The organism is Amphritea sp. GJ51-11, assembly GCF_055808735.1.
Window position 1 is genome coordinate 762,487 of sequence record NZ_CM147881.1, and the last position, 26,676, is coordinate 789,162.

At 51.6% G+C, this 26,676-nt stretch carries 1 protein-coding gene; it reads left to right on the forward strand.

The features are described 5' to 3' along the window. The first annotated feature begins 159 nt into the window (after positions 1 to 159). The gene (locus AC0L4K_RS03350) at positions 160 to 26,661 is read left to right on the forward strand and encodes a Calx-beta domain-containing protein (RefSeq protein ID WP_473268201.1); all 26,502 of its coding nucleotides are present in this window, start codon (positions 160 to 162) and stop codon (positions 26,659 to 26,661) included. The last annotated feature ends 15 nt before the right edge of the window (positions 26,662 to 26,676 follow it).

Here is a 26,676-nt window from a genome sequence, read left to right on the forward strand (position 1 = left end):
GCTCAACAGGGGCCGGAAAGTACACCTCTGACAACAGAGCGTTTTGTTTATAACTCTGGGGCCGAAAATCAAGAAGAAGCGCCGCCAGCAACTAATCTATCCAGTGATTATTCTATTGTTGCGCCAACAGCCTCATATGACGAGGGGACGTCTGGTGTTGTGACCTTGATCTTTGAGGTTGCTAGAACAAACCCTGTTACCGATGCTCAGTTAACATGGCGATTGGCTGAAGCCCTTGATGCGGCGGTTAGCTCCGGTACTGTCGACTTCGTTATTGGGCAATCTCAAGCATTAATCGAAGTACTTGTTCGAGCGGATAAGTTAATAGAGTTAGATGCCGATTATATGGTGGTCCTTGAAAGCTCTGATCCTAATGTGAGCTTGGTTGGACCTCAGGCTTCTATTCGGTTAATTGATGATGATGGGCTTGTTTCGGTTACGGTAGATACCTCGAATATTAATGAGGGAAGTTCTGATACTAGCCAGCTATTAACCTATACGGTAACCCGCACGAATACCGTCAGTGAGACCACTGTCGACTGGGCGCTCACCGGTTTGGATGCAGATGATCTCGTTTCCGGCCAAGACCAAAATGGCAGCTTAAGTTTTGCGGCGGGTGTTGCTAGCCAGACCTTTACCATCGAAGTACTAGGCGATAAAACCATCGAAGCCGATGAGCTGCTGAGTGTGAGTCTCTCCAATGCTGGTGATAACTTAACCCTCGGTACCGTCTCTCAGGTTGAGACAACGGTCGTTAATGATGATGGCACTGTTAGCATCGCTGCCAGCCAAACGTCTATCGAAGAAGGCTCAATGGGCACCAGCCAAGTTTTAACTTACACCGTTACCCGCACTAACACGGTTAATGCCTCCAGCGTCGACTGGGCGCTCAGCGGTTTGGATGCAGATGATCTCGTCTCCGGACAAGTCCAGAACGGCAGCCTTGCTTTTGCGGCGGGTGTTGCTAGCCAGACCTTCACCATCGAAGTGTTGGGCGATAAAACCATTGAAGCCGATGAGCTGCTGAGTGTTAGCCTGTCCAACCCCGGTGATAACCTGACCTTGGGCGCTGTGACTCAGGTGGATACCACGGTGGTTAATGATGATGGCACCGTCAGTATTGCTGTATCTCAAACGTCTATCGAAGAAGGTTCAACGGGCACCAGCCAACTGCTGACTTACACCGTCACCCGCACTAACACCGTTAATGCCTCCAGCGTGGACTGGACGCTCACCGGTTTGGATGCAGATGACCTCGTCTCCGGCCAAGCCCAGAACGGCAGCCTGACCTTTGCGGCGGGTGTTGCTAGCCAGACCTTTACCATCGAAGTACTAGGCGATAAAACCATCGAAGCCGATGAACTGCTGAGTGTGAGTCTCTCCAATGCTGGGGATAACTTAACCCTTGGTACCGTCTCACAGGTTGAGACCACGATCGTTAATGATGATGGCACTGTTAGCATCGCTGTCAGCCAAGCCTCGATTGAAGAAGGCTCAACGGGCACTAGCCAACTGTTGACCTACACCGTCACCCGCACCAATAGCGTCAATGCCTCCAGCGTCGACTGGGTGCTCACCGGTTTGGATGCAGATGATCTCGTCTCCGGACAAGCTCAAAATGGCAGCCTCGCTTTTGCGGCGGGTGTTGCTAGCCAGACCTTCACCATCGAAGTATTGGGCGATAAAACCATCGAAGCCGATGAACTGCTGAGTGTGAGTTTGTCCAATGCTGGGGATAACTTAACCCTTGGTACCGTCTCACAGGTTGAGACAACGGTCGTTAATGATGATGGCACTGTTAGCATCGCTGCCAGCCAAACGTCTATCGAAGAAGGTTCAACGGGCACCAGCCAACTGTTGACGTACACCGTTACTCGGACTAACACCGTTAATGCCTCCAGCGTCGACTGGGCGCTCAGCGGTTTGGATGCAGATGACCTCGTCTCCGGACAAGCCCAAAATGGCAGCTTAAGTTTTGCGGCGGGTGTTGCTAGCCAGACCTTCATCATCGAAGTGTTGGGCGATAAAACCATTGAAGCGGATGAGCTGCTGAGTGTGAGTCTCTCCAATGCTGGGGATAACCTGATCTTGGGCGCTGTGTCTCAAGTGGATACCACGGTCGTTAATGATGATGGCACCATCTCTCTGAGTGTCGATCAAACCAGCATCGAAGAAGGCAGCACTGGCACCAGCCAACTGCTAACTTACACTGTTACCCGGACTAATAGCGTTAATGCCTCCAGCGTGGACTGGGCGCTCACCGGTTTGGATGCAGATGATCTGGTTTCCGGCCAAGCGCAAAATGGCAGTCTCGCTTTTGCAGCGGGTGTTGCCAGCCAGACGTTCACCATCGAAGTGCTAGGCGATAAAACCATCGAAGCGGATGAACTGCTCAGTGTGAGTTTGTCCAATGCTGGTGATAACTTAACCCTCGGTGCCGTCTCACAGGTTGAGACCACGGTCGTTAATGATGATGGCACCGTTAGCATCGCTGTCAGCCAAGCCTCGATTGAAGAAGGCAGTACTGGCACCAGCCAACTGCTAACTTACACCGTCACCCGCACCAATAGCGTCAATGCCTCCAGCGTGGACTGGGCGCTCACCGGTTTGGATGCAGATGATCTGGTTTCCGGCCAAGCCCAAAACGGCAGCCTAACCTTTGCGGCGGGTGTTGCTAGCCAGACCTTCACTATCGAAGTGTTAGGCGATAAAACCATCGAAGCCGATGAGCTGCTGAGTGTGAGTTTGTCCAATGCTGGGGATAACTTGACCTTAGGCACTGTCTCTCAGGTCGACACCACGGTCGTTAATGATGACGGCACCGTCAGTATTGCTGTCTCTCAAACCAGCATCGAAGAAGGCAGCACTGGCACCAGCCAACTGCTAACTTACACTGTTACCCGCACCAATAGCGTCAATGCCTCCAGCGTGAACTGGGCGCTCACCGGTTTGGATGCAGATGATCTAGTCTCCGGCCAAGCCCAAAGCGGCAGCCTGACCTTTGCGGCGGGTGTTGCCAGCCAGGCGTTCACCATCGAAGTGTTGGGCGATAAAACCATTGAAGCGGATGAGCTGCTGAGTGTGAGTCTCTCTAATGCCGGTGATAACCTGACCTCGGGCGCTGTGTCTCAGGTGGACACCACGGTCGTTAATGATGATGGCACCGTTAGCATCGCTGTCAGCCAAGCCTCGATTGAAGAAGGCAGTACTGGCACCAGCCAACTGCTAACTTACACCATCACCCGCACCAATAGCGTCAATGCTTCCAGCGTGGACTGGGCGCTCACCGGTTTGGATGCAGATGACCTCGTCTCCGGCCAAGCCCAGAACGGCAGCCTCGCTTTTGCGGCGGGTGTTGCCAGCCAGACGTTCACCATCGAAGTGTTGGGCGATAAAACCATTGAAGCGGATGAGCTGCTGAGTGTGAGTCTCTCCAATGCTGGGGATAACCTGATCTTGGGCGCTGTGTCTCAAGTGGATACCACGGTCGTTAATGATGATGGTTTAGTCTTTATTGTTGTAGATAAAGCCTCCATTGAAGAGGGGACAGCGGACAGCAGTCAATTGCTGACATATACCGTGATCCGTACTAATACCATCAATGCGTCAAGCGTGGATTGGGCTCTGACGGGTCTTGATGCTGCCGATCTATTAGACGGCCAAGCGCAAAATGGCAGCTTAAGTTTTGCGGCGGGTGTTGCTAGCCAGACCTTCACCATCGAAGTGTTGGGCGATAAAACTATCGAAGCGGATGAGATGCTGAGTGTGAGTCTCTCCAATGCTGGGGATAACCTGGCCTTGGGCGCTGTGACTCAGGTGGATACCACGGTGGTGAACGATGACGGCACCGTCAGTATTGCTGTCAGCCAAGCCTCGATTGAAGAAGGCTCAACGGGCACCAGCCAAGTTTTAACTTACACCGTTACCCGCACTAACACGGTTAATGCCTCCAGCGTCGACTGGGCGCTCACCGGTTTGGATGCAGATGACCTCGTCTCCGGCCAAGCCCAGAACGGCAGCCTGACCTTTGCGGCGGGTGTTGCTAGCCAGACCTTTACCATCGAAGTACTAGGCGATAAAACCATCGAAGCCGATGAGCTGCTGAGTGTGAGTTTGTCCAATGCTGGGGATAACTTAACCCTCGGTACCGTCTCTCAGGTTGAGACAACGGTCGTTAATGATGATGGCACCGTCTCTCTGAGTGTCGGTCAAACCAGCATCGAAGAAGGCAGCACAGGCACCAGTCAACTGCTAACCTACACCGTCACCCGTACCAATAGCGTCAATGCCTCCAGTGTGGACTGGGCGCTCACCGGTTTAGATGCAGATGATCTGGTTTCCGGCCAAGACCAAAACGGCAGCCTCGCTTTTGCAGCGGGTGTTGCCAGCCAGACCTTCACCATCGAAGTGCTAGGCGATAAAACCATTGAAGCGGATGAGCTGCTGAGTGTGAGTTTGTCCAATGCTGGGGATAACCTGACTTTGGGCGCTGTGACTCAGGTGGATACCCCGGTCGTTAATGATGATGGCACCGTTTCTCTGAGTGTCGATCAAACCAGCATCGAAGAAGGCTCAACGGGCACCAGCCAAGTTTTAACTTACACCGTTACCCGCACTAACACGGTTAATGCCTCCAGCGTGGACTGGACGCTCACCGGTTTGGATGCAGATGATCTCGTCTCCGGCCAAGCCCAAAGCGGCAGTCTGACCTTTGCAGCGGGTGTTGCCAGCCAGATCTTCACCATCGAAGTGTTGGGCGATAAAACCATTGAAGCGGATGAGCTGCTGAGTGTGAGTTTGTCCAATGCTGGGGATAACCTGACCTTAGGCACTGTCTCTCAGGTCGACACCACGGTCGTTAATGATGACGGCACCGTCAGCATCGCAGTCTCTCAAACTAGCATCGAAGAAGGCTCAACGGGCACTAGCCAAGTCTTAACCTACACCGTCACCCGTACCAATAACGTCAACGCCTCCAGCGTCGACTGGGCGCTCACCGGTTTAGATGCAGATGACCTCGTCTCCGGCCAAGCCCAAAACGGCAGCCTAACCTTTGCGGCGGGTGTTGCGACACAGACCTTTACCATCGAAGTGTTGGGCGATAAAACCATCGAAGCGGATGAACTGCTGAGTGTGAGTTTGTCCAATGCTGGGGATAACCTGACCTTAGGCACTGTCTCTCAGGTCGACACCACGGTCGTTAATGATGACGGCACCGTCAGCATCGCAGTCTCTCAAACTAGCATCGAAGAAGGCTCAACGGGCACTAGCCAAGTCTTAACCTACACCGTCACCCGTACCAATAACGTCAACGCCTCCAGCGTCGACTGGGCGCTCACCGGTTTAGATGCAGATGACCTCGTCTCCGGCCAAGCCCAAAACGGCAGTCTGACCTTTGCGGCGGGTGTTGCCAGCCAGACCTTCACCATCGAAATGTTGGGCGATAAAACCATCGAAGCGGATGAGCTGCTGAGTGTGAGTTTGTCCAATGCTGGGGATAACCTGACTTTGGGCGCTGTGACTCAGGTGGACACCACCGTGGTTAACGATGATGGCACTGTTAGCATCGCTGTCAGCCAAACGTCTATCGAAGAAAGTTCAACGGGCACTAGCCAACTGTTGACCTACACCGTCACCCGCACCAATAGCGTCAATGCCTCCAGCGTGGACTGGGCGCTCACCGGTTTGGATGCAGATGACCTCGTCTCCGGCCAAGCCCAAAATGGCAGCCTCGCTTTTGCAGCGGGTGTTGCCAGCCAGACCTTCACCATCGAAGTACTAGGCGATAAAACCATTGAAGCCGATGAGCTGCTGAGTGTTAGCCTGTCCAATGCTGGTGATAACTTAACCCTCGGTGCCGTCTCACAGGTTGAGACCACGGTCGTTAATGATGATGGAACTGTTAGCATCGCTGTCAGCCAAGCCTCGATTGAAGAAGGTTCAACGGGCACCAGCCAACTGCTAACCTACACCGTCACCCGCACCAATAGCGTCAATGCCTCCAGCGTGGACTGGACGCTCGCCGGTTTGGATGCAGATGACCTCGTCTCCGGCCAAGCCCAGAACGGCAGCCTTGCTTTTGCGGCGGGTGTTGCCAGCCAGACCTTCACCATCGAAGTGCTAGGCGATAAAACTGTTGAAGCGGATGAGCTGCTGAGTGTGAGTTTGTCCAATGCTGGTGATAACTTAACCCTCGGTACCGTCTCTCAGGTCGATACCTCGGTCGTTAATGATGACGGCACCGTCAGTATTGCTGTCTCTCAAACCAGCATCGAAGAAGGCAGCACTGGCACCAGCCAACTGCTAACTTACACCGTCACCCGCACCAATAGCGTCAATGCCTCCAGCGTCGACTGGGCGTTGACCGGCTTGGATGCAGATGATCTCGTCTCCGGACAAGCTCAAAATGGCAGCCTCGCTTTTGCGGCGGGTGTTGCTAGCCAGACCTTCACCATCGAAGTGTTGGGCGATAAAACCATCGAAGCCGATGAACTGCTGAGTGTGAGTTTGTCCAATGCTGGGGATAACTTAACCCTTGGTACCGTCTCACAGGTTGAGACCACGATCGTTAATGATGATGGCACTGTTAGCATCGCTGTCAGCCAAGCCTCGATTGAAGAAGGCTCAACGGGCACTAGCCAACTGTTGACCTACACCGTCACCCGCACCAATAGCGTCAATGCCTCCAGCGTCGACTGGGCGCTCACCGGTTTGGATGCAGATGATCTTGTCTCCGGCCAAGCCCAAAGCGGCAGCCTGACCTTTGCGGCGGGTGTTGCGACACAGACCTTTACCATCGAAGTGTTGGGCGATAAAACCATCGAAGCGGATGAACTGCTGAGTGTGAGTTTGTCCAATGCTGGGGATAACTTAACCCTCGGTACCGTCTCTCAGGTTGAGACAACGGTCGTTAATGATGATGGCACCGTCTCTCTGAGTGTCGGTCAAACCAGCATCGAAGAAGGCAGCACAGGCACCAGTCAACTGCTAACCTACACCGTCACCCGTACCAATAGCGTCAATGCCTCCAGCGTGGACTGGGCGCTCACCGGTTTAGATGCAGATGATCTGGTTTCCGGCCAAGCCCAAAACGGCAGTCTCGCTTTTGCAGCGGGTGTTGCCAGCCAGACGTTCACTATCGAAGTGTTGGGCGATAAAACCATTGAAGCGGATGAGCTGCTGAGTGTGAGTCTCTCCAATGCTGGGGATAACCTGACCTTGGGCGCTGTGACTCAGGTGGATACCACGGTCGTTAATGATGATGGCACCGTCTCTCTGAGTGTCGATCAAACCAGCATCGAAGAAGGCAGCACTGGCACCAGCCAACTGCTAACTTACACTGTTACCCGGACTAACACGGTTAATGCCTCCAGCGTCGACTGGGCGCTCACCGGTTTGGATGCAGATGACCTCGTCTCCGGACAAGCCCAAAATGGCAGTCTCGCTTTTGCAGCGGGTGTTGCCAGCCAGACGTTCACCATCGAAGTGCTAGGCGATAAAACCATCGAAGCGGATGAACTGCTCAGCGTGAGCCTGTCCAACCCCGGTGATAACCTGACCTTGGGCGCTGTGACTCAGGTGGATACCACGGTCGTTAATGATGATGGCACCGTCTCTCTGAGTGTCGATCAAACCAGCATCGAAGAAGGCAGCACAGGCACCAGTCAACTACTAACTTACACTGTTACCCGGACTAACACGGTTAATGCCTCCAGCGTGGACTGGACGCTCGCCGGTTTAGATGCAGATGACCTCGTCTCCGGCCAAGCCCAGAACGGCAGCCTGACCTTTGCGGCGGGTGTTGCGACACAGACGTTCACCATCGAAGTACTAGGCGATAAAACCATCGAAGCGGATGAGCTGCTGAGTGTTAGCCTGTCCAATGCTGGGGATAACCTGACCTTGGGCGCTGTGACTCAGGTGGACACCACCGTGGTTAACGATGATGGCACTGTTAGCATCGCTGTCAGCCAAGCGTCTATCGAAGAAGGTTCAACGGGCACCAGCCAACTGTTGACCTACACCGTTACTCGGACTAACACCGTTAATGCCTCCAGCGTCGACTGGGCGCTCACCGGCTTGGATGCAGATGACCTCGTTTCCGGACAAGCCCAAAGCGGCAGCCTGACCTTTGCGGCGGGTGTTGCTAGCCAGACCTTCTCCATCGAAGTGCTAGGCGATAAAACCATTGAAGCGGATGAGCTGCTGAGTGTTAGCCTGTCCAATGCTGGTGATAACTTAACTCTCGGTACCGTCTCTCAGGTCGATACCACGGTCGTTAATGATGATGGCACCGTCAGTATTGCTGTCAGCCAAGCCACGATTGAAGAAGGCTCAACGGGCACAAGCCAAGTATTAACCTACACCGTCACCCGCACTAACACCGTTAATGCCTCCAGCGTCGACTGGGCGTTGACCGGCTTGGATGCAGATGATCTCGTCTCCGGACAAGCTCAAAATGGCAGCCTCGCTTTTGCGGCGGGTGTTGCCAGCCAGACGTTCACCATCGAAGTGTTGGGCGATAAAACCATTGAAGCGGATGAGCTGCTGAGTGTGAGTCTCTCCAATGCTGGGGATAACCTGACCTTGGGCGCTGTGACTCAGGTGGATACCACGGTCGTTAATGATGATGGCACCGTCTCTCTGAGTGTCGATCAAACCAGCATCGAAGAAGGCAGCACTGGCACCAGCCAACTGCTAACTTACACTGTTACCCGGACTAACACGGTTAATGCCTCCAGCGTGGACTGGGCGCTCACCGGTTTGGATGCAGATGACCTCGTCTCCGGACAAGCCCAAAATGGCAGCTTAAGTTTTGCGGCGGGTGTTGCCAGCCAGACCTTCACCATCGAAGTGTTGGGCGATAAAACCATTGAAGCGGATGAGCTGCTCAGCGTGAGTCTCTCCAACCCCGGTGATAACCTGACCTTGGGTGCTGTGACTCAGGTCGATACCGCGGTCGTTAACGATGATGGTTTAGTCTTTATTGTTGTAGATAAAGCCTCCATTGAAGAGGGGACAGCGGACAGCAGTCAATTGCTGACATATACCGTGATCCGTACTAATACCATCAATGCGTCAAGCGTGGATTGGGCTCTGACGGGTCTTGATGCTGCCGATCTATTAGACGGCCAAGCGCAAAATGGCAGCCTCGCTTTTGCGGCGGGTGTTGCCAGCCAGACCTTTACCATCGAAGTGCTGGGCGATAAAACCATCGAAGCGGATGAGCTGCTGAGTGTGAGTTTGTCCAATGCCGGTGATAACCTGACCTTGGGCCCTGTGTCTCAGGTCGATACCACCGTGTTGAATGATGACGGCTTAGTCTCTATCGTTGTGGATAAAACCGCTATTGAAGAGGGCACCGGCACCAGTCAGTTATTGACCTATACCGTTACCCGTATCAACACCGTCAATACTTCTAGTGTCGACTGGTCTCTGACGGGGTTGGATGCGGATGATTTAGTCTCGGGGCAGGCACAAAACGGTAGTTTAAGCTTTGCTGCTGGCGAAGCGAGCCATACTTTTACCATCGAAGTGTTAGGCGATAAAACCATCGAAGCCGATGAGCTGCTGAGTGTTAGTCTATCTAACGCTGGTGATAACCTTACTTTGAGCAGTGCATCTCAGGCTGATACCACCGTGGTGAATGATGATGGTTTAGTCTCTATCACGGTGGATAAAGCATCCATCGAAGAGGGGTCAACAGGTACTAGCCAAGTGTTGACCTATATCGTGACTCGGACTAATACCGTTAATGCATCCAGTGTCGATTGGGCGTTGACCGGCCTTGATACCGGTGACCTCGTTATTGGGCAAGATCAAAGCGGAAGTTTAAATTTTGCTGCCGGCGAAGCGAGTCAAACTTTCACTGTCGAAGTGCTGGGTAATAAAAGTATCGAAGCGGATAAGGTGCTAAATGTAAGCCTATCTAACGCGGGTGATAATTTGACGCTGGGATCTGTATCTCAGGTCGATACCACGGTCGTTAACGATGATGGTTTAGTCTTTATTGTTGTGGACAAGGCCTCTATTGAAGAGGGCACCGCGGACAGCAGCCAGGTACTGACCTATACGGTAATTCGTACTAATACCGTTAATGCCTCAAGTGTGGACTGGTCTCTTACGGGTCTTGATACCGCCGATCTACTGGACGGACAAGCCCAAAGTGGCAGCTTAAACTTTGCTGCAGGTGAAGCTAGCCAGACCTTCACGATCGAAGTATTGGGTGATCTAAGCGTCGAAACGGATGAAGTGTTGAATGTAAGCCTGTCTAACGCGGGTGATAACCTGACGCTGGGGCCTGTATCTCAGGTCGATACCAAGGTTGTGAATGATGATGGCTTGGTCTCTATCGTAGTGGATAAAACGTCAGTTGAAGAAGGCAGTCTCGATACTAGCCAATTACTGACTTACACCGTCACCCGCACTAATACTGTTAATACTTCTAGTGTCGACTGGTCGCTCAGCGGTTTGGATGCAGATGACCTCGTCTCCGGACAAGCCCAAAATGGCAGCTTAAGTTTTGCGGCGGGTGTTGCCAGCCAGACCTTCACTATCGAAGTGTTAGGCGATAAAACCATTGAAGCGGATGAGCTGCTGAGTGTGAGTTTGTCCAATGCTGGTGATAACCTGGCCTTGGGCGCTGTCTCTCAAGTGGATACTCCTGTCGTTAATGATGACGGCACCGTCAGTATTGCTGTCAGCCAAGCCTCGATTGAAGAAGGCTCAACGGGCACCAGCCAAGTTTTAACTTACACCGTTACCCGCACTAACACGGTTAATGCCTCCAGCGTCGACTGGGCGCTCACCGGTTTGGATGCAGATGACCTCGTCTCCGGCCAAGCGCAAAATGGCAGCCTCGCTTTTGCGGCGGGTGTTGCTAGCCAGACCTTCACCATCGAAGTACTAGGCGATAAAACCATCGAAGCGGATGAGCTGCTGAGTGTGAGTTTGTCCAATGCCGGTGATAACCTGATCTTAGGCACTGTATCTCAGATGGATACCACGGTGTTGAACGATGACGTATCTGTAGGGATCAGTGTTGATAGCACAGAAATGCTTGAAGGAGCCAATGGTGATGAAACTCTGTTGACGTATACCGTTGTCAGAGGTGCGTCGGTGGGTGAAAACAGTGTCGATTGGTCGATCAGCGGTATTGATCAGACCGACCTGTCTAGCGGTCAGCCGATGAGCGGGACTATTAATTTTGTTGATGGGCAAGACAGAGTGACTTTTACCGTTGCAGTCGCCGGTGATCGTTCGATTGAAACCGATGAAAACCTGATCGTGACACTTTCTAACCCTGGCGATAACCTTGAAATTACGACCTCTTCGGCAACGACAACCCTGACAAATGATGATGGACAGGTCGGTATCGCCGTAAGTCCAGTCAGCCTACTCGAAGGCGATTTAGGTAGTAGCCAGACTCTGGTCTATACCCTGACACGTGACAATGCATTAACCGCCAGCAGTGTTGACTGGGCTTTAAGCGGTTTGGATCCGCTGCGTTTTGGTGGAACATTACCCAGCGGTACGGAGACGTTTGTCGTCGGTGAAAACAGTCAAACGGTCGAATTAATCGTGACGGGTGATCGGGTGATTGAACCGGATGAAAGCTGGACGTTAACGCTGAGTAATCCCGGTGATAACCTTAATCTTGATTCGGCATCGACAAGCGCTAGCGCAGTTGTTCAAGATGATGATTCGCTTATCTCTGTCGCGGCCAGCCAAGCACGAGTTAATGAAGGCCAAGACGGCGAGGTGACTGATGTTGTGTTTAAAGTCACTCGAACATCGGGCCTTGAAGCCACTACCGTCGATTGGCGGGTGACGGATGATGTCGATGCGGATGATTTTGTTGGTGGTGTGGTTCCGTCGGGCTCTCTCAGTTTTGCCGTCGGCGAGACCGAACAATACATTACTGTACAGATTGCGGGTGATCGAACCTTAGAGTATGACGAGACTGTCACCTTAGTACTTGAAAATGCGGGTAATAACGCCTCTATTGGCGTTCAGTCTGCCAGTACGACGATCACGACTGATGATATCGGCTTTGGTATTTTCACCGAGCAGACCGATGTTGTTGAAGGCGCATCGGCTACTCAGACCGCCATTACCTTTCAGGTTGTGCGCACCTCGGTGCTTGATGAGGCAACCAGTATTGATTATCGGTTGATCCCAACCGGTGATAGTGGTGTTGATGCTGCCGATTTTGTTACCGGGCAGGATCAGCTAAATAGTAATGGTGGCCGGCCTAGTGGAACTGTTGATTTTGCCGCTGGGCAAACAACACAAACCGTAACCCTGTATGTTCAGGGTGATGCGATCCCCGAAGCGAATGAAACGTTTAGTATTATTCTGGCGAACGCTCCAGGGAATGCCCAGATTATCTTTGGTGAAATTTCCGGTCAGATACGTAGTGATGAGATGCAGTACAGCGTTGCTGCGGTTACCGCCTCGACGATGGAAGGTACAGGCGAGGGGGGAACGGCTCAGTTCCTTGTGACTCGGGTTGGAGATCTATCGATCGCATCAACGGTTGGTTTCCAGATAGGCGCAGTGGGTGAAAACCCTGCCAACGCGGCCGATTTTGCGGGCGGTGTTTATCCATCGGGTACGGTCTCTTTTGCCGCCGGTGAAGCTTCCCAATTGGTTGATATCGTACTGTCCGGGGATACTCAATTGGAGGGGTTTGAAACATTCGTGATGACCCTGTCTGAGCAAGACGCTAATACCCTGATCACCACCAAAACAGCAACACATATTATTGATCCTGATGATGCGGCGGTTTCTATTGAGGCCACTAATACGGTCTTGAAAGAAGGGTCAGCAGCCTCTCAAGAACATACCTTTACCCTGTCTCGCACCGAGTATGCAGGTTCAACGATAACGGTTAATTGGAGTCTGCTTGGGACGGGTGCTAACCCTGTGGATGCCGATGATTTTGGCGGCACCTTACCCTCAGGGTCCATTACGTTTGCGCCCGGTGAAACATCGAAAACACTGACCATCACGCCTTCTGCTGATACAACATTTGAAGGCAATGAAAGCTACGGTATTGTTTTGACGACAGGGTCTGACGGTTTTGTCTTGCTCAACGATACTGCTGCCGGCGTGGTACTCAATGATGATGTTGGTTTGACGCTGGTTGCCACCAATTTAGATGAAGTAGAGGGCAACCCGAGTAGTGTGTCGCAGCTTTCATTTACGGTGCAGCGTAGTGGTGATCTTAACTCGGTCACTTCGGTGGATTGGACGCTGCTGCCGGATGCGGTTAACGGCGTGTCCGTCGACGATTTTGCGGCTGGCGCAGCGGCTTTTTCCGGCACCTTGACCTTTGCTCGGGGTATCAGTAGTCAAGTGGTGAATATTACGCTGGCAGCCGATAATGATCTTGAAGTTGATAAAGGCTTCAGTGTTCAACTGAGTAATCCTGATCCTGCAATTGGGACTGAAATTTTAGTAGCCGAGGTCAGTGGCAGTATACGTAATGATGATGCGGTCTTTAGCCTGCTACCGCTCAGTGCTGTAAGTGAAGGCCATGGTGGCAGTAAAACGGTCACCCTGACAGTTGAGCGAAGTGGTGATCTATCAGGGTCTGACAATGTTGAGTACTCTCTTGCCGCCGCCATGGGCTCGGCGATTAGTGCCGCCGATTTTGTTGGGGGTGCGTATCCTTCAGGTACTTTGACGTTTGCCGCTAATGAGCTCAGCAAACTGATTAGCTTTGATATTGTGGCTGACTCTATCGCAGAAGACGATGAAAGCTTTTTGGTGTCACTTGGCAATCCGAGCGAAGGCTCGACGATTGCTGCGAGTGCCAGTGAGGCAACGGTCGTTATCACTAATGATGACGACCAGCTCAATTTCACCGCCGCCTCGGCCGATCTTAACGAAGGCGAAAACGGTACCACAACCGAATTTACCTTCACGGTTAACCGCAGTGGATTCCTTGATAAAGCGACCAGCATTAGCTGGAGTGTCTTAGGGTCAGGGGCTGACCCTGCTGATGCCAATGACTTCTCGGGTGGAGTATTACCGAGTGGCACAATCGACTTCGCTGCCGATCAGGCCAGCGCTACCATTACAGTTACCGCTCAAGGGGATTATCTGCGGGAAGTCGACGAAGGCTTTCAGGTGGTATTGGGAACACCCACGGCGGGTACTGAGGTGGTTGATGGCTCTGCCGCAGGCGTTATCCGTAACGACGATACGGGTTTGGTGATTGCAGCGACAACCACCAATTTAGCCGAAGGTGATAGTGGTTCAAATACCCATATCTTTACGGTTTCTCGCACTGGTACGACAAACGGCACAACAACGGTTAACTGGACCCTCTCTGGAGAGGTTGATGCCGCCGATTTTGGTGGCGCAGTACCCTCCGGTGTACTGACTTTTGCCGAGGGTGAGTCGAGTAAAACTATCGAGTTAGCGGCCACTGGCGATACGGATATAGAGTCCGATGAAGCGTTTGTAGTGACGCTGTCGGGAGCGAGTGGTAATTCGGATATCGAAACTGCGTCGGCGTCAGGCTCGATTCTGGCGGATGATATTGCCCTTTCTATTAGTGCGCTTGAGGCTGCGGTCATAGAAGGTGCGAGCGGTAGTAATCAGGTGGTGCAATTTAGTATTACTCGTTCAGGTGATTTAGCGTCAGCGGTTAGTATCGATTGGTTGGCTACCGGTCTTACCGCGGATGATTTTGCAACGGGGGCGCAGTTTAGTGGCACGGTTGCTTTTGCCGCCAATGAAACTAGTAAGTTAATCAGCTTAACCTTGGCTGGTGACAATACCTTAGAGGCAGATGAAACCCTGTCCGTCGCGCTGACTAAACACGCCGGAGATGCGGCCTTTGATCGTACTTGGTTGGGGACTGATACTGCGACTACTCAAATTAATAATGATGATGTGCAATTTACGATTAGCGCGGATGTTGCTGCCATTGTGGAGGGCAACACCGCCGATACGGCCAGCACCGCTTATTCCTTTACGGTAACTCGTAGCAATCAATTTGGGCCTTCATCGGTCGATTGGGCGGTACAGTTAGCCGGAGGGCTTACCTCCGCCGCGCTGAGTGACTTTGTTACCGGTCAGGATGCACTTGGATCTAACAGTGCACTGCCTTCAGGCACGGTCGCTTTTGCTGATGGCCAACTTAGCCAACAGATTACGGTTAACATTGCTGCGGATGAAAATGTTGAGCAGAGTGAAGCGTTTAGTGTTGTGCTGAATGTCGCTGATGCGGACAACGTTGATTTGTCGTCGCCCTCCGCCAGTGGCTCAATTAGCAACGATGATTCGGGTTTCTCTATTTTTGCTGCTGAGAGTACTAAAGCCGAGGGCGATAGTGGCATCACCACCTTTACGTTTGAGGTGGTTCGGGCCGGGGATCTATCTGGCGCCGCCTTGGTTGATTGGGCGGTTGGCGGAGGTTCTCAGAACCCTGCTGATGCGGATGACTTTGGCGGCAGTTTGCCGCAGGGAACCTTGAGTATTCCTGCGGATACCGAGACCGTTACTCTGAGCATTGAGGTGTCGGGTGATACCCTGGCCGAGTTTGCTGAAGCGTTTACCGTGGCGATCAGTAATGCCCGTTTGCAGGCGGGCGGGGCGCTAGGTATATCAGCTGAAACCAATACGGCGGTCGGTAGTATTGTTAACGATGATCAGAACTTTGCGGTCAGTGCCGCGAATGCTAGCTTAGCTGAGGGTGATAACAGTACTCAGGAAGTTGTCTTTACGATTACCCGCACGGGTGATGTGTCAGGTTCTGCCAGTATTGACTATGCCGTGACCGGTGGTGCGGGTGTTGATAATGACGACACCAGTACTGCACTGCCATCCGGTGCGCTGGCTTTTGCTGCGGGGGTTAGTGAGCTAACCGTGTCAGTATTTGTTCAAGGGGATCTGCTAGGTGAAGATGATGAAACCTATACCCTAACATTGTCCAATCCTAGCGTCGGGGTTATTACCGGTGATACGGCTGCCACGACGATTACCAATGATGATGCGAGCTATGAGGTGTCTGCACCAGCGGATGCTTATGAGGGCGATGAGGGTGGCTCAACGGCATTCACTTTTGTTGTTAGTCGCACCGGAGATATCAGTCTAGCAGGCTCGGTGGAGTGGGCGGTGCAGGCCGCAACAGGTCTGACGGCAGGGGATTTTGTCGCCGGCCAAGACGCGTTAAGTAATGGTGGTTTACCCAGTGACGTCGTGTCATTCGCCGCCAATGAAAGCAGTAAAACCATTACGGTTAACGTATTGGGCGATCTGAATCTGGAAAGTGATGAGACGCTGTCGGTGCTGTTCTCCAACCCAACCAATGGTATTTTCTTGGATCAATCCGGTGCTCAAGTCAGCAGCGTGACGGATTCTGCGACGATTCTGAGTGACGATGATAGTTTCAGTATTGATACTCAGACCACCTCAACATTTGAAGGGCATGTCGATGACAGCACTCTGACCTATAGCGTTAGCCGCAGCGGTTCGTTGGTGGGCGCTAGAGAGTTGACCTGGACAATAACGGGCGTCGATGCGGCCGATCTAGGCGATGCTCAGGACATGACTGGAACGGTCAGCTTCGCCGATGGACAGGATACGGCGGATATCGAGATTACGCTTAAAGCCGATACGGTCACCGAAGCTGATGAGACACTCACGGTAACCTTATCGGGCGCGCCTGCTAACTCAGTGATTGGCACGGCTACGGCGAGTACCGATATTCTGAATGATGATGCCAGCCTGTCGATTGCCAATCTGTTAGCAGATAAAGTGGAAGGTAATAGTGACGTGGCATCAGGAGAAGTGCCTGAAGATAACACTTCTACATTTACTGTGGATAGCACTGGGGTTGCTATTGGTGATGTTGAGGTTTCATATGATAAGGATTGGTATCGTGTAAATTTAACAGCGGGGCATACTTACCAAATTAGTGTCAATGGAAGTCCTGCAGGTGAAGGAACAATTACCTACCCTTATCTTTGGGGAGTATATAGCAGCGATGGAGCTTTTTTAGGGGCTAATAATTTTGGTTATGACTCAGGATTAGGCGGCTATAAAGGACAAAGCAATTATACTGCCAATGAAACAGGAGTCTATTTTGTGTCGGCTGGGGGCTATCCAGGTGATTTTGGAGGTACAACCGGAACTTATACCTTAACGATTTCTGATCAGACGACGTCAGGCGCAGACGTAAGTGCCCCAATAATTACTTTGGTTGATTACACGTTTACTGTCACTCGTAGCGGCTATCTCGATCAGGAAAGCACTGTTGAGTGGCGTGTTGGTGGCGGTGATGATGCGGTCACCACAACCGATTTTTACGGTACAGTGGATACGTTGGGCGATAACAGCGGCTTACCCAGTGGCAGTGTCACTTTTGCCGTTGGTGAAACCACTAAAACCCTGACCGTTCAAGTATCAGCTGATTCGCTTCTTGAAGCGGATGAGAGCCTTCAAGTAACTCTGTCTGATCCTAGCAGCGGATCTGTTATTGGTACTGCCGTGGCAACCGGCGTTGTGCGTAATGATGATGCCGAGTTGAATATCACTGCGGGGACTGCCAGCTTGTCTGAAGGGGACGCGGGTCATGGCACCGATGTGGCGTATACCTATACCGTCACTCGTACCGGTAATACCGATCAGGTCACCACGGTCGATTGGGATTTGGCTCACGGTACTACGGATATCAATGATTTCAGTAACGGTAGCAATGCGAATATTACCCCCAGCGGTACACTAACATTCAGTGCTGGCGAAACCTCGAAAGAGATTACGGTTTATGTGTCTGGTGATACCGGCGTGGGTAGTATTGAAACGGATGAAACCTTCAGTATTAAGCTTAGTAATGTCAACTCGGGCAGTTCATTGGGTGACACCTCATCCTTTGATAGCACCATTCTCAATGATGATGCAAAACTGGTTCTAACCGTTGATGATTATGAGAAAGCCGAAGGTAAAACCGGTGAAAATACCGTATATAACTATACGGTCACTCGGGAAGGTTATCTGAGTCAAACTACCGAGTTCAACTGGAACGTCAATGATGCAGAGAGTATAACGCACTACAATAATGGTGGCGTTTATGACCATACTCCGTCCTCGCGGTGGGAGTATGATGCCGATACAACAGACTTTGGAGGCAGTTTCCCCGCGGGAGGCAATATCACCATGGCGAGTGGTGATGAAACCGCTTCTTTTGCGGTGACAGTGCCAGGTGATAATACCGTTGAGGATGATCAGTGGTTTGTTGTTAATATCGCCGCAACAAGCGGTTATGACGAAGTTGTTGTTAAATATGACGACCCGAATGAGACGGATAATACCACTCTCTTTAGAACCTATAATAATAACTACAGTGGCAACTGGACCTATTATTACGATAATCAGGAAGTAACCAGTGCCCGTAATAACACCACGGTTGATAAAAACTACCTGTTTACCTCGATTGAGCGTGATGAAGCCATTTTTTATCTCAGTGACCGTGAGGTCGCTGATGAGACGATTGAAACACTGTCACCGGGCGATAGTCTCTATCAACGGGACGAAGGCGATAGTGCTGCCGATGGTGGTGCAGGTTCGATAACCGTTAATGTTGGCGGCACCGATTATTCCTATGTTGAACATATTTTTGCGGTTCAACGTCAGGTAGCAACCGCTGGAGAGGCAACCGTTGATTGGCGTGTTAGCACTTACTATGGTGATGCGGTTGAAGTGGATGACTTCCTTGATTTAACCTTTGATGCCGGTGGTGTGGTAACCGCTGCCAGTGTTTCAAATGAATTTCCTTCAGGCACCGTTACCTTTGTTGATGGTCAAGAGTGGGCGTATCTCAAGTTTTATACACTTGCCGATGATGTGGGTGAATATGATGAAAGCTTTAGCCTTTATTTAGAAAACCCAAGTGCGGGTTCGTCAGTCAATGGCACAGATAATTCAGGTAATCGCTATCGCAATACAGGCTATCTCAATAACGACGATACCCGCTTCGATGTGACGGTGAGTGATGTAACCGAAGGTGAAACTCTGACCTTTACGATTACCCGTGATGGTGATGCCCGAGGCACGGATACCGTCGATTGGTTTATTACTTTCCCCGGTAGCGAAACCACCAATGAGAGCACCAGTGATGAGTCAAGCTGGTATCAACTGGATGCCTCCGATGTGCAAGACCCCGTTCCTGCTAATGGCACAGTAAGCTTTGATGCGGCCAATAATTATTGGACGGGTACGCTAAGTTTTGCCGACGGTGAAACCACCCAAGTGATTACCGTGGACACGCTTGACGATAGTTGGACAGAAACTTGGCGTGAGAGTGTTTCGATCACCTTAGGTAACGCCAATAATGTGGACGAAGGCGAAGCGAATCATGACGCCGAAACTGCTGTGACAGGTTATACGGATACAGCCTATGTTTATGATAATGAACCAAGCCCAATTTTAACCCTATCGGTTGACCAAACTTCGGTGTTTGAAGGCACCGCGGCGAATCCTGCTTACAATGATCAGAATACCGGGAACACGGTTACCTTTACGGTCACCCGTACCGCTCAAAATGGAGAGGCCCTTGATTACACATCAACGGTTGCTTGGTATCTGAGTGGTTCAAATATCAATAATGGCAGTTATGGTGATATCAAAGACTACGGCACAGTCAATAGGGCTTGGGAAGGTAATGGCAGTAGTACCTGGGGCAATGTTTTGTTTGCCGCTAATGAAACCGAAAAACAGATAACCATTACCTATAATGGTGATGACTTCGTCGAAAATGATGAAACCTTGACCTTCCGGTTGTTTGAAGCTGATCAGGCAGAAAGTTCTTATTATGATATTTATGGTGGTGCAGCGGATCAGAACGGTTATGGTCCGGCCAACATCGATATCAGCACTGAAAATAATTACATTGAGCAGCAAGTGATTATCAAAAATGATGATGTCCGCTTGTGGGTTGGTGGTTGGGATACCTATAACGGTGATGCCGAGGGCTATAACACTAACCTAAATGTCAGTGCTTATGAGGGCAACCCGCTCTCGTTTACCATGATTCGTGCCGGACGCATGGATAACGATGTGACGGTGGGTTATGAAATTATTACTGGTAGTGCAACTGCCGGCGATTTCGGGACCACCAGTGGCACCTTTACACTGGATGCCCAAGCTAGCAGTTACAGTGGTGGCTATACCTATAATATTTCTATAGAGGATCTGCTGAGCGACGATACACTGGTCGAAACAAATGAGACCTTTACCTTACGGCTAACCACGCCGGGTGATGCAGAAGGTTCCTATGTCCGTTTCCAGAGCTATGCGCTCAACTCAACTGCATGGAACAACGGTTACAGTGGTGAATCTACTACCTTAGATCTGTCTGCCACGCTCTATGATGATGATACCTCTTACACTCTGACGCCGGCGAGCACTAGCCTGGTTGAGACGGATACGGGCTCCAGCCAGACATTCTCCTTTACGGTGGATCGTGCCAGCACCGGTTATAGTGGTGCGGCCACCCTCAGCTGGCGCGTTGAAGCGGTAGGTGATGATGGTGCCGATGCAGATGACTTCAGTTCGGCTGATGCATTAGGGACCAATAGTGGGTTACCGAGTGGCACGGTTTCCTTTGCCGATGGCGTGCTGACCAACCAGTTCAGTGTTGTGGTGTCGGGGGATATTCTTGCTGAGAATAACGAGCAGTTTAGGGTTGTGTTGTTTGAGGACACGTTAACGTCTCCTGATCCTGATATCACTAATACCCATAGTATTGCCAGTGCTGACCTGACGATCCTGACGGATGATACCGGAATAAGCATTGCTGATGCGCAGATTGCCGAAGGGGATGCGGATAAGACATTGAGCTTTACCGTTACGCGTAGTGGGGATTTGAGTGGTAGCTCTTCAATGAACTGGAGCCTAGTGAACATCTCCACGGCGGCGAGTGATTTTGTTGGTGCGACAACCGGTGCAATTAGCTTTGCGGTGGGTGAGAGCAGTCAGCAGATTCAGGTGACCGTGGCTGGCGATATCACGCCGGAAGATTCAGAAAACTTCACCATACAGTTGAGTAATATTGTTAATATCGACGAAGTGATCGACAGTTCCGCTGCCGGTATTATTAATAACGACGATAGTAGCTTCGCGATTCAGGCCGGTAGTGCGGCTGTTGAAGGTACAGCTCAAACCTTTACCGTGACACGTAGCGATGATACGGCGCAATCACAAACGATTAACTGGTCGGTCAGTGCCGGCACCGATACGGAGACGGCTGACTTTAATGGTAGTTTCCCTACCGGATCAGTGACATTCGCGGCTGGTGAGTTTAGTAAAACCTTCGAGGTAACCGCCTTTGATGACGCCAGCGCTGAAACCCCTGAGGCGTACGCGGTTGAAATCAGTTTGGGGGACGGTACCAGTGACGACATCATCACAACGGGATCTGCGGTAGGGACGATTCTTGATAATGATGCCGAGTTTAGTATTACCGCTGATGCTGCCACCGAACTAGAAGGTAACAGCGGCACTCGTTCATTGACCTTCACCGTTGATAGCGTCTCAGGGTATGGCACCGTGAATTGGGCCTTATCAGGTGAAGCTGCGTTAACGGAAGCTGACTTTATAACGGCAGACGAGCTAGGTAATAACAGCGGCTTGCCCAGTGGTTCACTGACATTTACAGGCGATCGTTATCAGACGATTACCATTGAAGTCAGTGGCGATGAAACGTTAGAAGCGGATGAACTCTTCACCCTAACATTGTCTGATGCAGCCTCAACAACGGCTGGAACAGCTACCGTTACAACGGCTACCGCATCGACAACGGTCGTGAATGATGATTCTGCACTGTCCATTAGCGCCGCCGATGCGGTTAAGGCCGAGGGTGATGCAAGTCTGACAGCCTTTACCTTTACAGTCGCGCGTACCGGTTATTTAGCGACGGCGGCAACGGTTGATTATGTGGTGACAGGCAATGGTGCTCAGGCGGTCGATGGCACTGACTTTGGCGGTGCTTTGCCGTCCGGTACTTTGAGTCTAGCGTCCGGCGAAGCTGCTACGACCTTAACGATCTATGTCAGTGGTGATATTGCCGGCGAATTTGATGAAGGCTTTACCGTGACGCTGAATAACCCTAGCACCGGTGTGACACTGGCGCAGGCTTCGGCAGAGGGTATTATTCAAACGGACGATATTGTGTTTGACATAGTGGCCCCGGGGACTCCCGTGGTGGAAGGCGATACCGGCACCACAACCTACTACGATTTTGTTGTCACTCGCAGCGGTAATCTCGATGCCAGCCAGACATTGACATGGAATGTTGCTGGTATTGGTAGCAATCCGGCCGCCGCCAGTGACTTTGATGCCATTACGGGTACGGTAACATTCGACGTTAATGATACCGAACAAACGATTCGAGTCCCTGTCACCGGCGATTACCTAGTTGAAGATAATGAAAGCTTCCAGATTAGCCTGACGGGCCCTGATGGTATCCATTTTATCAACAGCACTGCCGATGCGGTGATTGTCGATGATGAAACCGCTGTGAATATCACCGCAACGGATGCTTATAAAGCGGAAGGGCAAGAGGGTGATCTAACCTATTACACCTTTGTTATTAGCCGAGAGGGCAATAAAGCGTTGGCCGCCGATGTGGATTGGAGCCTGACACTACCAGCGGGGCAAGATGCCGCGTCGTTAGATGATTTTGTTACCGGGCAGGATGATCTGGGAGACAACGGTGGTCTGCCTTCAGGTCGAGTGAGTTTCAGCGCTGGGGACAGCGACAGTAAAACCATCACTATCGCGGTTATGGGCGATCTGTTGGTGGAGCCTGATGAACTCTTCAATATCGAAATTGCCACCGATTCAATCGGTCATGGTGTGGTGGATGGCAGTGCGACCGGCACACTGGTCAGCGATGATCTGGCATGGACGGTAAATGCAACTACTATACCGGTGGAGGGTGATAGCAATAGTGAATTTGTGTTCACCGTTTCCCGTACCGGTAGTCTATCGGCAACTACGCTGGATTGGTCGATCGCGGGTAGCGGCGCTGATGCCGCCGATACCAATGACTTTGTCGGTGGCTTCCTGCCGTCGGGAACCCTTACCTTTACTCAAGGGCAGGTTAGCCAAACATTTATCGTCAATATCAATGGCGATAATCAGCTAGAAGCCGATGAAGGATTTACAGTTTCACTGGTCGCGCCGACGGATGGACTTAACCATACTTTTGCTCAGCAAAGCGTCGATGTCACTATCACCAATGATGATGATGTTATGTCCATCGCCGCGCTGGATGCTGATCAGACAGAAGGGTCTGGCACCAACACTGGCTTTACCTTCACTGTTACGCGGAACGGCAGCTTGGATGGGATATCGACCGTGGGCTGGCATATTCTCAATACGGAGACGTCGGCGGCTGACTTCGAAGCCACCTCAGGCGTGGTTGAGTTTGCCGATGGTGAATCTAGTCAGGTGTTGACCATTAATATTGTCGGCGATCGCGAGGTTGAAGCTAACGAGGCGTTCTCGGTCGAACTCTATGATGCGGGCAGCGGCAGCACTATTGCGGCAACGGCTGGCAGTGCCGAGGCGCTGATTAGTAATGACGATGTTGATTTGGCTCTCAGTGGTTTGGTCACCAGTGCAGTCGAAGGCGATGAGTCCAGTGCCAGTTCGACAACCTTTACGGTCAGTCGAAGTGGTGACTTGAGCGTGGATACCACGGTGGATTGGCAGGTGGTTGCCGGTTCGGCGACCGCGGATGATTTTGTCGGCGCGGTCTTACCCTCCGGTAGCCTCACCTTTGTGGCGGGTGAAACCAGTAAAACCATTACCGTTGACCTCGCTGCCGATGGTTTGGATGAAGGCAATGAGACCTTTAATGTTGAGCTGACGAATCCGAGCGGTGAAGCGGATATTATCGTCGACAGTGTGACGGGTTCTATTATTGATGACGATGATACCCTGACGGTGGTGGCAGTTTCGGGCCCACAGGCCGAAGGGGATAGTGGCAGCGGTACATTTACTTTCCGTATCGATCGCACCGGCACCACAACGGGCTCCGCGAATGTGGATTGGACGGTTGCCGGTTCCGGTGAGCATCCGCTTGAGTTAACTGAATTTGCTAATACTTCGGGCAGCGTTGAGTTTGCCGATGGCGAGACCAGTAAAACCTTCACCGTTGAAGTCTATGGGGATAACCTAGGCGAGTATGATGAAAGCTTCCTCGTGTCGCTTGAGAATCCAAGTTTTGGTTCGACGGTGGCCAATGTAACAGCGCAAGGGACAGTCCTGAATGATGATGCGGTGTTAACCATTACTGCCGATCAGGTATCACGCGATGAAGGCGCGGATGGCGTCGAAACTGTCTTTACCTTTACGGCAACGCGTAGCGGCGATATTAGTGGTTCGGGTAGTGCAGCGTGGTCGGTGCAACCGAGTGGTGATAACCCTGCAAACGCGTTGGACTTTGGCGGATTTTATCCTTCTGGGGTGGTTGGTTTTAGCCCCGGCCAAGAAACGGCGACGATTAGCGTGGTGGTGATGGGGGATGATGTTGGTGAATTTGATGAATCCTTCACCGTCGTCCTGTCCGAACCCGATGGTGTCGATATTCTCCAGAGTGAGGCAAGTACCGTGGTATCGAATGATGATACCGGGGTGTCTATCTTTGCGGTGGATGCGGAAAAAGCAGAAGGTAATATTGGTGAGACCAGCACCTTCACTTATCGTGTTGAGCGTGTCGGTGATTTGTCCGCGACAACCATTACTTGGGCAGTTGAGGGCTATGGTAGCTATCAAGCGGGTGCCGATGACTTTGTCGGTGGGGTAATTCCATCGGGCAGCATTGAGTTTGCTGAGAATCAAGCCTCTGCAGAGATTGAAATTGTGGTCGCTGGTGATAATGAACCGGGTCAGGATCAAACCTTTAGGGTTGTGATTGATGGCGCTAACCTCGTTAACGATGTTGCCTTGGGTGTTATCCAGAATGACGATAGCCTGATTACTATTGCTAACGAAGGGGCTGATAGCCAGCTTGAAGGTGATAGCGGTTCGGTTATCTATCAGTTCACGCTGACACGAACGGGGGCCGTCGATAAGGTCGATACGGTTGAGTGGGTCGTGGTTGGCAATGGTGGTAATCAGGCCGATGCGAGTGACTTTGTAGGGGGATTGCTGAGCGATACGGTCACCTTTGGGCTTGGTGAAACCAGCAAAACGATTTCGGTTGAAGTTGCATCGGATATGTTGACCGAGGTGGATGAAGGCTTTGCGGTACAGCTACAAAACCCGTCACAGGGTGTTGCCCTAGATCCTAATAACTCACAAGCAACGGCGACGATTGCTACCGATGATGAGGGTGTTGTCTTACTTGGGCTGGATGTGGAACGCTTTGAAGGCGAAGCAGGTACACAAACCCAGTTTACCTATCAAATCTTACGTTCTGGTAATACGGATAATCCGGTCACGATCGACTACGCCATTACTGGGGATGTGGATCAAGATGACTTTATCACGTCACTGACGGGTACCATTACCATGGCGGCCGGTGTCAGTAGTCAGCAGTTTGTTGTCACCGTCCAAGGTGATGATGTGATCGAAGTCGACGAGGGATTCCTGCTGACTCTCAGTGGCGAGGGTTTGAATATCGATAGCACACCGGTGAATAGCACTATCTTGGCAGATGAACAGGGTATTCGAATCGTTGCTCGAGAAAGCAGTGTGGTTGAAGGCACAGGCGGGGTAACGCAGGTCACCTTCGATGTGGTGGCAACCGGTGTAACGGGCAGTACCGAAGTGACCTGGGGGCTCGTGGGTACCGGCGGTGCGGATGTGTCTGCGAGTGATTTCAGTGGTGCTGTTATGCCAACCGGTTCGCTGGTTTTCGAGGCCGATGGAACCCAGTCGTTTACAGTTAATGTTAATCAAGATGCAACTGTTGAGTTGGATGAGTTAATCAGCGCTGAAATCGATAGTGCGATGACCTTGTTGAATAACAGTGCCACCACTCTGATCACCGACGATGATGTTGCCGGTGAAGGTGATGATGTGGTGGAGGGCAATAATCAGGCGGATACGCTGCTTGGGTTGCTGGGTAATGATTCCCTCTATGGCTTTGCCGGTGGCGATCGCCTGGAAGGTGGTGATGGCAATGATAGTCTATTCGGAGGAGAAGGTGCGGATGTGCTGATTGGTGGCGCCGACGCTGACCGTTTTGTCTTTGAGGCGCCAACACAGGGTATGGATGTGATGCAGGATTTTGATGCGGCCGAAGGTGACAGCATCGTCTTGAATAGCGCAACCTTTAGCGGTTTGCCGGCGACCATGACTAAGGCGTTCGCTTCCTTTACTACCGATGTGAATACCACTCTCGGGGTGCTGGCAGCGCAGGCCGATGCCGATCTCTATGTGGTGAATCTGGATGCGAGTTTTAATTTCGATAACAGTGAAGCAGGCCATCTGGATGAGCTTGAAGCCTCCATGACTAACGGTGATCACAGTGGCTCGGCGCTATTCCTTGTGTCCAATGGCGCTCAGACGCGTTTGTATTATGATGCAGATACCAACGCGGGTGATGATGGTAGTGGCTTGATTGCTGTGGCCGAGATGACCTCTGTTGCTGATGCAAGCACCGTTGATGATGCGATTGTTACCGAGTCACTTTAGGGTTTCATTGGGAGA